Raw genomic sequence first — 10904 nt, forward strand, 5'->3', positions numbered from 1 at the left:
AGGCTGTCGAGCCAGTTCTCGATGTCATCAGCATCGGTGACGTCGGCATATTTCTGGTTCATGTCGTAGAGGTTCGCGTCATGCGGCGCTTGGGCGCGGTCGGCGCAACAGTCCCCCGGCACCAGAACGTTGAAGCCGGACTGCACCGCATCGACCACCGTCGCCCGGACACAGCCGGATGTCGTCGCCCCCGCCACCACCACAGTATCCACCCCTGCCCCGGTCAGAAGCCCCGCCAGGTTGGTGCCGTGAAAGGCCGATGCCCCGTGTTTCACGATCACCGGGTCGGCGGGGGTGATCCCCGTGGCCGTGTCGATCTCCACCAGGCGGCTGCCGGCCTGCAGCGCCGCCATGCCCGCCGCCTTTTTCAGCCAGGGCAGCGCCTCGCGTTCCCAGGGCTGATAGGCGATGGTGGTATAGATCACCGGCAGCCCCATCGCGCGGGCCTTGTCGGTCAGCCTGCGGGTGGCCGCAATCTGCGCCGACATATCGGCCGCGGTCGGGTATTGCGTATCGGTGAACCCGTAGGAGAAATCCACTACCACGATGGCCGGTTTGCTGCCGCGGGCGACCTTTTGGCCAAAGCCCGCATCTGAATAAACCTGTTGCTGGGACATGCTGCGCTCCTCCTGCCCGGCCTCAGCCGCGCTCCATTTGCATTTCCTTCACCACCAGATCGCCATCAATCACGATCGGCTCGTCATCGAGGAACAGCGAACAGCCGCGCATCGGAATGTCGAGATGGCAGGCGGTGTCGTTCGGCCCGCCCAGCTCGTTGTTGGGACCGGTGGAGAACATCACGTTGCCATAGAAGCTGCGCGGCTCCATGCCCATGCCGCCGGGGAATTCGCCCGGTGTCATGCCGTGCCATTTGGCGTTGGGGTTCATGCCCCAGCCCACGTGGCTCATGCCCATGCCGCGCGGATCGTTGAAGGCCTCCATGTAGGATTTGACCAGCTCCGCATCGAGACCGCCGCGGATGTCGGTGATCCAGCCCTTTTCGATGGTATAGGTGATCGGGTCGCGCACATACATGTTCTGCGGCAGCAGCACATCGCCCGGCGCGACCACGATGGTTCCGTCGACACCGTCATCATCGCCGCCGGTGAAGACAAAGCCCGAAGGCCAGTGGTCCCAGCGGCCCGGGGTGTCGGTGCAGGCGTATTCGGCCACGGTTTCATAGGTGTTGAGCTTGTAGGTCACATCGGTGCCATGCGGCGAGGTGATCCGCATCACCTTGGCCTTGGCCAGATACTCTGCACCGATTTCCACCTTCTCGCGCAGTTCCTGCGAGGGCAGCATCCGCGCCAGCAGCTCCGGCGGTTCCACCGCGGTCAGGATGCGGGTGCCCGCGTCCTGAATGGCGAATTGCTCGGGCGAGAACAGCAGGAAGATGCAGTCGATCAGCATGTCGCAGTTCTTCAGTGCCTCAACCGCGTCGGGCATCGCCGCCAGTCCGGTCTGGCCCACCGCCCAGGCGCCGGCAACCGGCGGCGCGGGCAGGCGCATGTGGTACATGTTGGCGCCCAGGATGCGCCCGGCGGCCATGAAGGCATCGGCATAATCCAGGCGCTCGTTGCCTTGGGTAAGCACAACCAGACGCTCGTCCTTCTGCACGCCGGACATTTTCAGCTGATGCAGGCAGATCTCGGTAAAGCTCTGATGGTCCATCATGTTTCTCCCTAATGTCGTATTTTGTTATGCGGTGAAGTCGAGAACGGCAGCCAAGAACCCCTCAAGATCGTCCCAGGGGATCATGTGGCCCGCGCCGGGCACGATCCGCTGTTCGATCTTCGGGTTCAACTCAGCCACTTCGGCCTGATCATCCGCATCCACAACGGTGGCACCGCCCGCGATCACCAGCCGGGCCGGTTTGTCGATCCTGGGGATGTCCTGATGGATGTCATCGGTGTGAAAGCCGTCAAATGCGGTGCGGATCGCACCCCAGTGGCAGGTATGCAGCCACTCGGCGCGCAGCGCCAGCTGCTCGTCGCTCCAGGTCGGGCAATAGGCGCGCATGTCCTCTGCCGAACAGCCCTTGGCGGCCATCACGATGCTGTCGCCATACCACGGCCATTTCGACGGGTAGGCGCGGCGCATCGGGCCGCTCATCGGCGGATCGACCAGGATATGCCCGGCAAAGGGTTCCGCATCGCGGGCATTGGCTCGGATCGCGACCCGCGCGCCCATCGAATGGCCCATGACAATGGGGTTATTCATCTGCCGCGCCAGCGCAAGCGCATCATCGGCCAGCGCGTCCAGCGTGTAGTCGAGATCGCCCGTCTCAGACAGACCGCGGCCGCGCACGTCCAGCACGTGAACGTCGAACCGCTCGGCCAGCCGTTCAGCGACAAAGCCCCAGGTGATCGCGGGCGAGGTAATGCCCGGAATGATGAGGAGTTCCGGCGCGCCTTCCGGTCCGGCGTAGCGGATCAGGTGCTGGCGGATGCCGTTGGCGTGAATATTGTATCCTTTGATCATGGTCTGCTCCCTCAATACGCGCCGGACAGCAGGGTGCCGCCGCCGGGAACGCGGGTGTCGAGATCCAGCGCCTTCAGCATCTGCCAGGTGGTTGCGATGGCCGCGGTCAGAACCGGCTTGCCCACCTGCGCCTCGACGGTGGACACGGCCGGCAGCGACGGCATCTGCACACAGGCCGACAGAACAACTGCGTCCACATCGCTGGTGTCCATTTCAGACACGATGCCGGGCAGGTTCATCGGGTCATGCGCCGCCACGGCGAGGTTGTCGGAAATCTCCAGCGCCCGCCAGGTCACCACTTCGATGCCTTCGTTGCGGATATACTCCACCACCATTTCGGTCAGCGGCTTCATGTAGGGCGCGACCACCGCGACCTTCTTGGCGCCGATCGCCTTGATCCCCTCGACCAGCGCACCAGCGGAGGTCACCACCGGGGCTTCGGCGTCGTTGTCACGGGTCACCCCGTGCAGACGCTCCTGCGATGTGCGGTGATAACCGTGGCCCATCGACATGATTGCCACGAGGCAGGCATAGCCCATCACATCAACCTTGGCATCCGACAGTTCCAGCGCGCAGCGGTCGCTGTCGGCATCCATCTTCGCCAGCTCTTCCTTGGTCACATGTTTCATCCGCATCCGCGACGAATGGAAGGTGAACCGTTCCGGTGCGATGGCCTCCCGCGCACGCAGCAGCGCCGGAATTTCGGTCTCCATCGTGATGTTGGAACTGGGGACGATCTGGCCGATCCGATAGGGTTTCATGTCCTGCACCTGTTTGTGTACCAATTAATTCCTGTGTAGTTTTTTGTTCGTATAGAAACAAGTTTAAAAAATGCATCTTTTGTGAATCCAAGTATTTTCAACAACTTAACGATTCAACATATGTGAAAAATCAGCCGCAAACGGCCGCAAATAGCCTGGGGGCGGCTCATTTCTCACTGCGGTGGAGCGGCTGTCCTCGCGGCCGCCGAGCCGAAGCGAATCGGCTAGCGTGAACGGGCTGGCTCCGCCCAGAAAGCCTGGCTGCGCGCCTGCACTTGAAGGTTTCGGGTGAATGCGCGCCGCCGCGGCACGGTAATGACACGTCCAGCACGCGCCACGGCGCCCGTGGCCACAACAGTCAACGGCACCAAGTTAGAGACACGCGCCCGTAAAGCCCGACCAACGGCCCGCTTCGCCTTTAGTTCCCTAGCAGAGCTTGGCCAGCAAGCGCAAAAAGGTCTCGCTTTCGCGTTTGGTCAGCGGCGCCAGTGTCGCCTCGGTAATTCCCATCACCACCGGCAATGCCTCTTGAATGAGGGCGCGTCCCTTCGCGGTCGACTGCAGCATGTAGCGGCGCTTGTCCTCGGTATCGCGTTCGGTAGTGACCAGTCCCTGTGCCTGCAGCCGCGAAACGACGCCCTTGGTGGTTGCCGCGTCCATCGCCACCAGCCGCCCCAGCGCGTTCTGCGAAATTGGCCCGGTCATCTGCACCAGCCGGAACAGCATCGAAAACTGGGTTGCGGTCAGCCCCCCGATCATACGGTCCGTGAAAATGGTCTGATGCCGCTGATAGGCCTTACGCAGCAAGAAACCGATCTGCTCGTCCAGCACGTATTCCGGCGCGAAACGCTCTCTCTGTTCAGAAGTTTCGTCGTGGCTCCGGGATGCCATATGCTGGTCTCTCCAATGTTCTCTTCCAGTCTAACCGTTTACATGGCTCAGCCGCAGAGGCAACCTTGCCATGCGGATCTGAATATCTGCGGGCCAATTATCCCCTATTTTCAGACTGCCTGTATGCACACATCTTAACCATTTCCGGAATGACGCGCGTCAAGCGGGCAAAAAAGCAGGCAGTCAGCCATTGCACAGCGCGCAAAAATTTGTTTGTATACATCCAAAAATGCACCTGGAATGCAGCTTTGATCCGGGAAATGCTGCAACGGCAATGGAGGTCGCTGAATGGCTGGCGCGTCAAAAACACTGCATCTGACGGTCAATGGCACAGACCATAAACTGTCTTTGGATCCGCACCGAACGCTTCTTGACATCCTGCGCAGCGAGCTGGGCCTGACGGGGCCGAAGTACGGCTGCGGCATGGCTCAGTGCGGGGCGTGCACGGTGCTGGTCGACGGCGCCCCTGCGCGGGCCTGCGTAATGCGGGCAGGCAAGGTTGGCAGGCGCGAGATCATCACTTTGGAAGGTCTTGCCGACCGCAAAACCGGCGATTTACATCCTGTTCAGGCGGGATTCGTGGCGGAAGAAGGCGCGCAGTGCGGCTATTGCCTCAACGGTATGGTGATGAGCGCCGTGGCTCTGCTGCAACAAGAACCTCATCCGGATGAAGCGCGCATCAGAGCAGCTCTGGCCCACAACCTTTGCCGGTGCGGCACCCACAAGGAAATCATTGCTTCCGTCCTGCACGCAGCACGGCTGATGGCCGCCAGGCCGGCACAGCCCGAAGCGGCGCCTGCATCAGAGACTGAGACCGCAAAGGCCTGTTCCGCATGACTGATACTCCCTTTGGAAGCCTTTCGATCCACAGCGACACCGGTTCTGGACGCCAGATCTTCGTGACCTTCGACAGCACCGGCGTGCTCACTGCCTTCAACGGGCATGTGGACCTCGGCACCGGCATCCAGACCGCCCTGGCACAGATCGTTGCCGAGGAAGCCGAGCTGCCGCTGTCCCGCGTAAAGGTCATCCTTGGCGACACCGCCCGCACTCCCGATCAGGGGCCGACCATCGCATCAGAAACCATACAGATTACCGCCGTGCCCCTGCGTGCCGCGGCGGCCCAGCTGCGGCAAGAACTCACCCGGCGCGGCGCGCGCCGCCTGAACGCCCCTGAAGAAGGCGTTGACTTGCAAGACGGCAGGATCCGCTGGAAGGACACGGCGGTTGCCTTTGAAGCACTGCTGGAGGGCCGCGAGGAAACCCTCCTCCTAGATCTCTCCACCCCAGTAAAATCGCCCGGCGACTACACCATTGTCGGCCAGAAGACCGCCCGGCGGGATCTGCCCGGAAAGGTAACAGGCCAGCACACCTACATTCACGATGTCGACGTGCCCGGAATGGTTCACGGCCATGTGGTCCGCCCGCCCTACACAGGCAGAGACAGCGGACCATTTATTGGCACCAGCCTGATCGGCTGTGACGAGGAGGCCGTGCACCACATGCCCGGTTTCCTCGCAGTCATTCGGCAGGGCGACTTCCTGGGTGTTGTCGCCAACCGCGCCGATCAGGCGCAGGCCATCGCCGAGGCGCTTCCGGTCCAGTGGCGTCAACCGCCCGCGGCACCAGACCTCAGCGACTTGCGGCATGCGATCCGCAATCAGCCCGCGACCCCCCGCGCGCTCGACCGTTCAGGCGACTTTGACCAGGGCATGACAGAGGCCCAGACCACCCTCTCGCGCACCTATGTCTGGCCCTATCATTTGCATGGCTCCATCGGGCCTTCCTGTGCGGTGGCGGACTGGAACAACGGCGCGCCTGTCGTCTGGTCCGGCAGCCAGAACCCGCATATGCTGCGCGGCGACCTCGCGACCCTGACCGGCCTTGCACCCGAAAAAATCGAAATCCGGCGATATCAGGCGGCGGGCTGCTATGGCCGCAACTGCGCCGATGACGTCTGCGGTGATGCGCTGCTGATGGCGCGCGCCCTGGGCCGGCCCGTGCGGGTGCAGCTAACCCGGTCTCAGGAACATCTGTGGGAGCCAAAGGGCGCAGCCCAGCTGATGGACATTTCCGGCGGTCTCAAGGATGGTGCGCTGCACGCCTACAGCCTTGACACCTGGTATCCGTCGAACCGCGGTCCCAACCTGGCGCTGCTCCTGACGGGAGCCGTCTCCCCCGAGCCGCGCCCCTCGGACATGGGCGACCGTACCACCGTGCCGCCCTACCGCATCCCTCACAAGCGGATCACCGTGCACGACATGGCACCGATCGTCCGCGCTGCCTGGATGCGCGGCGTCTCCGCCCTGCCCAACACCTTTGCCCACGAAAGTTTCATCGACGAAATGGCCCATGAGGCGGGCGAAGATCCGGTCGCCTTCCGCCTGCGCCACATAGACGACCTCCGCGCCGCCGATCTGATCCGGCGCACCGCCGAAGCCGCCGGCTGGGATGCCCGCGAAAAACCCCGGCTGCGCCGTGAGGGGCGGATGGCCTATGGCACCGGCTTCGCCTATGCCACCTACGTGCACGGGCCCTTCCCCGGCACGGCTGCTGCAGCCGCAGCCTGGGTCTGCGACGTGGCCATCGACATGGATACTGGCGAGGTCACCCTGACACGGGTCTTCGTCGGACAGGACCAGGGCCTGGTTATCAATCCCGACGGAGTGCGCCACCAGATCCACGGCAACGTAAACCAGACCGCAGGCCGGGTGCTGCGCGAAGAGGTGAGCTTTGACGAGATCACGGTGACGCCGCAAAGCTGGGCCAATTACCCGATCATGACCTTCCCCGAGGTGCCAGAGATCGAGACCATGCTGGTCGAGCGCCCGGACGAGCCCGCCCTCGGGGTGGGTGAAAGCGCCGCGGTGCCCTCGGCCGCCGCGATCGCAAATGCGATTTTCGACGCCACCGGAGTGCGGATGCGCGAGGCACCCTTTACGCCGGAAAAAATGCGTGACGCCCTCGGAATTGCGCCGCGTGATATGGCCGTGCCCGCCCTGGCCTGCCAGCCCCCTGCGCGAAAACGGCGCAAACCGCGCGCGCTGGCCGTGGCGGCAGCTCTTGGCGGCGCACTGACCGCCGGCGCCATCGCACTGCCGTTGGCGCGCGCGATCCCCGCAGGCTCCGCTCCTGGCGCGGCCAGCTTCTCGGCGGAACTGCTGGAACGCGGTGCGCAGGTCTTTGCCGCCGGCAACTGCGCCACCTGCCACACTGCTGACGGGGGCACGCCCAATGCGGGCGGCCGTCCGGTCGAAACGCCCTTTGGCACCATTTATACAACCAATCTGACCCCGGACCCAGAAACCGGCCTCGGTCAATGGAGCTTCGCCGCCTTTGACAGGGCAATGCGCCAGGGGATCAGCCGCGAGGGACACAACCTTTACCCGGCCTTTCCCTATACCTCCTTCGCCAGGATGAGCAGTGACGACATGTACGCGCTGTATGGTTACCTCCAGACGCTGCTGCCGGTGCAGTCAGAGACGCCAAGGGCGCAGATGATCTTCCCCGCCAACCTGCGCCCAGCCAATGCGGTCTGGAATGCGCTGTACCACCGGCCGACGGAAATCACCGGCGACCCGGCCCAATCCGAAGAGTGGAACCGGGGCCGCTATCTGGTGGAAAGCACGGGCCATTGCAGCGCCTGCCACACGCCGCGCAATGCGCTCGGCGCGGAAAAAACCGGCCCGGCGGCGCTATCCGGCGCAATGATCAAAGGCTGGTTCGCGCCTGCGCTCGCGGGTGAAGCGGCAGGTGCGCGCGGCTGGGACGTTGACAGCTTATATACCTATCTGCGTGATGGGGTTGCCCCCGGGCGCGCGGCCGCTTCCGGCCCGATGGCCGATGTGGTGGAAAGCCTCGCGGCGGTGCCGGATACCGATATTCGCGCCATGGCAACCTACCTCGCATCGTTGACCGAAGGCACCGCGGCCCCCGTCCCGGAACCTGTCCTGCCTGCAGCGCCGGATGCCACACACCGCCTGTTTGAAAGCGCCTGTGCCACCTGCCACGAACCGGCAATCACCGGGACGGTCACGGCAGCGCATATCCCGCTTGGCCAGTCCGTGGCCGTGCGCGCGCCCGCGCCCGAAGCCCTGCAAACGGTGATCCGCGACGGGCTGACCGCACCTCTCAGCCACGACCTTCGCGACATGCCGGCCTTCGGCGGCGAACTGAGTGAGGCGCAGATCGAATCACTCAGCGCCTATGTCCGCGCCCGCTATGCTCCGGACTTGCCGGACTGGAATTGATCGCGCCGCATGTATTTGTTCGCACAAGAACAAATAAGCTAACTCTCGATGCCGCCCTGTTTTCTGGAAAAAACAGGGCGGCTCGCATTTAAAGATGCATTTTTGCCATTGCATTCATCTGGACCGGATGCGAAATATTTGTTAGTACACAAACAATGTATTCCGTGACAGAGAGGAACTGAAATGCACTCGATCGAACAGGTGGACATCGCCGTTATCGGCGCGGGTCTCGGTGGCGCTGCGGCGATGGCGCTGCTGGATGGAGCGGGCTTCTCGGTACACACGTACGAGCAGGCGCCGGAATTCACCCGCCTTGGTGCGGGGATCCATATCGGCCCCAACGTGATGAAGGTGTTCCGCAAGATTGGGCTGGAAGACCGCCTGGCTTCCATCGGTTCGCACCCGGACTTCTGGTTTTCGCGCGACGGGACGACCGGAGACTATCTTTCCCGTATTGAACTCGGCGACTTTGCCAAGAAGGAATATGGCGCGCCCTATATCACCATTCACCGTGGTGACCTGCATGCCGAACAGATTGCGGCGCTGCCGCAGGACCGGCTGCATTTCGACCACCGGCTCACCGACATCACCGAGCGTGACAAAGATGTGCTGCTGACCTTTGCCAACGGCAAGAAGGTTGCGGCCAAACTGGTCATCGGGGCCGACGGCATCAACTCCGTGATCCGCGAAAAACTGCTCGGCGTCGAAAAGCCCCGCTTCTCCGGCTGGGTCGGGCATCGAGCGCTGGTCAACATGAATAAACTGCGGGCTTCCGGGCTTGACTTCGAACCCTGCGTCAAATGGTGGTGGGAACAGTCCCGTCATATCATGGCCTATGCGACCAAGGGCGACGGTTCCGAATACTACTATGTCACCGGCGTGCCGGTAGACGGCTGGGAGCATGAGGCCGGTTTCGTCGACAGCTCGCGCGAGGAGATGGAAGCGATCTTCGGCGGCTCGCATCCAATGGTGAACGCGTTGATCGACGCCACAGAGGAAGTCACCAAGTGGCCCTTCTGGAACCGTGATCCGCTGAACCTCTGGAGCCAGGGCCGCCTGTGCCTTCTGGGCGATGCCTGCCACCCGATGCGCCCGCACATGGCCCAAGGTGCCTGTATGGCGATTGAAGACGCCGCCGTACTGACCCGCAGCCTGGTGGAAACCGGCACCGATGACTACTCCACCGCTTTCAGCATTTATGAAAACACCCGCCGCGAACGGGCCACCAGGGTGCAGACTATTTCCAACGCGAACACATGGCTAAAGGAGCCGGAAGACCCGGCGTGGGTCTATGCCCACGACCCGTTAAGCGTTCAACTCGGCTAAGTGCCCTCCCCACTCTAGAGCTCGAATGAACGTGCGCGGCCATTCTCTCTGAATGGCCGCGTCTTTTGCTGCAACGGCTTTGCCAGGTTGCTGACGCCGCAGGAGGGGGGAGTTCTCGCGGCCATGCTGAACGGTGTTGTCACACAAACCTACCCACAATCGCTTGCGTTGCGATTTGGCCATAGCTGACAACGATGAACCCGCCGAACGTCAGCTACAAGCGCCACCGCTTTCCACGCCCTCGGGATCCGCTGGTGACACGCCACTTGCAACGGCCGTCCCAGTGTCATCAATGACGCAGACCGAAATCTCCTTCAGCGAAACGTCCAAACCGGCATAATAATTCATGGTCGTTCTCCTCACGGCATTTTCTCGTGAGGCCAACATACCGGACCTCGTTCGCCATCGGAGAGCGACCGCCGCAATCACACCATGTATGGAGATACGCGGTTCAGTTCCAAATCAGGTTGGCGGGTTGATTATCCCGCTGTAAATTTCTGGTTTTACTGAACCCGGTCTTTCCGATCATTTGCCCTTACACTCAAAGACCTCCTCACATTCCCGGCGTACCGCCCACCGCAACGCTTACGCGGCGGCGATGGCCGGATCTCTGTAATCCTCGTGTTTCACCAACATGGCCCATAACCTGCGCGCCATCTTATTTGCGAGCGCAATAGCGACGACCATACGTGGTTTCCGTGCGAGCATCTTTTGGAGCCAAGATCCTTCAGGGGCGCCCTTGTGAACCGCCACTTTCACGACGGACATGGCAGTTATCGGACCGATGCCTGGCATGGTCTGAAGACGGCGTGCGTTATCGTCTCTTGTCGCTTCGATGCGCACCTGCTTTTCAAGCCTGCCTATCTGTTCTGTTAGCGTGCGATCTGGCCAAGGTAGATTGATCCAACATCTGTCACCACTTTTGGCAGACCGTTCTCGGGATCTTCCAAGAATTCCCACAGACGTTTGATATTTGCGGTCGTCTTTGGTGCCACCCGGCCAAACTCGGCGAGATGAGCCCGCAAGGCGTTGATCAGCTGCGTGCGTTGCCTCAGGAGCAGGTCACGTGTCCGGAACAAAACTGCCCTACTTTGTTGCTCATGACCGCGTTGCACGAATAGCGCTCGGGCCGCATTTTCCCCTTTCCCCGGTTTGTTATGCGACACGCTCATAGGCTGCACGACCGAGACGGGTC

The 10904-nt window shown here is 62.3% G+C and carries 9 protein-coding genes and 1 pseudogene; 3 read left to right on the forward strand and 7 right to left on the reverse strand.

The genetic code is table 11. The features are described 5' to 3' along the window. The 5 genes from AC0KW6_RS22455 to AC0KW6_RS22475 all read right to left on the reverse strand — a co-directional run. Positions 1-617: isochorismatase family protein (locus tag AC0KW6_RS22455; protein ID WP_474036052.1), on the reverse strand; the 617-nt coding region annotated here is incomplete at its 3' end. Between the two features lie 22 nt (positions 618-639). After that, entirely contained in the window at positions 640-1671 is a 1032-nt protein-coding gene (locus AC0KW6_RS22460; RefSeq protein WP_474035175.1) for a 2,5-dihydroxypyridine 5,6-dioxygenase NicX family protein, read from the reverse strand. A 27-nt stretch (positions 1672-1698) separates the two neighbouring features. Next, complete coding sequence (locus tag AC0KW6_RS22465; RefSeq protein ID WP_323776516.1) at positions 1699-2481, reverse strand: alpha/beta fold hydrolase; 783 nt, start codon at positions 2479-2481, stop codon at positions 1699-1701. A gap of 11 nt (positions 2482-2492) precedes the next feature. Then, positions 2493-3242 carry a maleate isomerase gene (gene ndpH, locus AC0KW6_RS22470; protein WP_474036166.1) on the reverse strand — a complete coding sequence of 250 codons (750 nt, stop codon included), beginning with the start codon at positions 3240-3242 and terminating at the stop codon, positions 2493-2495. A gap of 426 nt (positions 3243-3668) precedes the next feature. Then, on the reverse strand, positions 3669-4133 hold the full coding sequence (locus AC0KW6_RS22475) for a MarR family winged helix-turn-helix transcriptional regulator (protein ID WP_323776514.1): 465 nt from the start codon (positions 4131-4133) through the stop codon (positions 3669-3671). 288 nt (positions 4134-4421) lie between these two features. On the opposite strand from AC0KW6_RS22475, the gene AC0KW6_RS22480 reads away from it, so the two are divergent. The 3 genes from AC0KW6_RS22480 (at position 4422) to AC0KW6_RS22490 (ending at position 9709) form a co-directional block, all read left to right on the forward strand. Further along, positions 4422-4970, forward strand: a complete 549-nt coding sequence (locus AC0KW6_RS22480) for a (2Fe-2S)-binding protein (protein WP_474036167.1) — start codon at positions 4422-4424, stop codon at positions 4968-4970. Beyond that, positions 4967-8383: a molybdopterin cofactor-binding domain-containing protein gene (locus AC0KW6_RS22485; RefSeq protein ID WP_474036168.1), complete on the forward strand. Its 3417-nt coding sequence runs from the start codon at positions 4967-4969 to the stop codon at positions 8381-8383. Before AC0KW6_RS22480 ends, AC0KW6_RS22485 begins: the two co-directional genes overlap by 4 nt. A 183-nt stretch (positions 8384-8566) precedes the next feature. Continuing rightward, the gene (locus AC0KW6_RS22490; protein ID WP_323776508.1) at positions 8567-9709 is read left to right on the forward strand and encodes an FAD-dependent monooxygenase; all 1143 of its coding nucleotides are present in this window, start codon (positions 8567-8569) and stop codon (positions 9707-9709) included. 210 nt (positions 9710-9919) lie between these two features. Here AC0KW6_RS22490 and AC0KW6_RS22495 read toward each other — a convergent pair whose 3' ends face one another. Further along, the gene (locus AC0KW6_RS22495) at positions 9920-10057 is read right to left on the reverse strand and encodes a hypothetical protein (RefSeq protein ID WP_323776505.1); all 138 of its coding nucleotides are present in this window, start codon (positions 10055-10057) and stop codon (positions 9920-9922) included. A 524-nt stretch (positions 10058-10581) separates the two neighbouring features. Continuing rightward, positions 10582-10904, reverse strand: a pseudogene (locus tag AC0KW6_RS22500) (hypothetical protein); the annotation flags it as partial.

The organism is Leisingera sp. SA215, from assembly GCF_055902035.1.

Excerpts from the sequence above, each read along its gene's own strand:
- AC0KW6_RS22465 (WP_323776516.1), bottom strand. The coding sequence starts at position 2,481 with ATGATCAAAGGATACAATATTCACGCCAACGGCATCCGCCAGCACCTG.
- ndpH (WP_474036166.1), bottom strand. The coding sequence starts at position 3,242 with ATGAAACCCTATCGGATCGGCCAGATCGTCCCCAGTTCCAACATCACG.
- AC0KW6_RS22490 (WP_323776508.1), top strand. The coding sequence starts at position 8,567 with ATGCACTCGATCGAACAGGTGGACATCGCCGTTATCGGCGCGGGTCTC.
- AC0KW6_RS22460 (WP_474035175.1), bottom strand. The coding sequence starts at position 1,671 with ATGGACCATCAGAGCTTTACCGAGATCTGCCTGCATCAGCTGAAAATG.
- AC0KW6_RS22475 (WP_323776514.1), bottom strand. The coding sequence starts at position 4,133 with ATGGCATCCCGGAGCCACGACGAAACTTCTGAACAGAGAGAGCGTTTC.
- AC0KW6_RS22485 (WP_474036168.1), top strand. The coding sequence starts at position 4,967 with ATGACTGATACTCCCTTTGGAAGCCTTTCGATCCACAGCGACACCGGT.
- AC0KW6_RS22495 (WP_323776505.1), bottom strand. The coding sequence starts at position 10,057 with ATGAATTATTATGCCGGTTTGGACGTTTCGCTGAAGGAGATTTCGGTC.
- AC0KW6_RS22480 (WP_474036167.1), top strand. The coding sequence starts at position 4,422 with ATGGCTGGCGCGTCAAAAACACTGCATCTGACGGTCAATGGCACAGAC.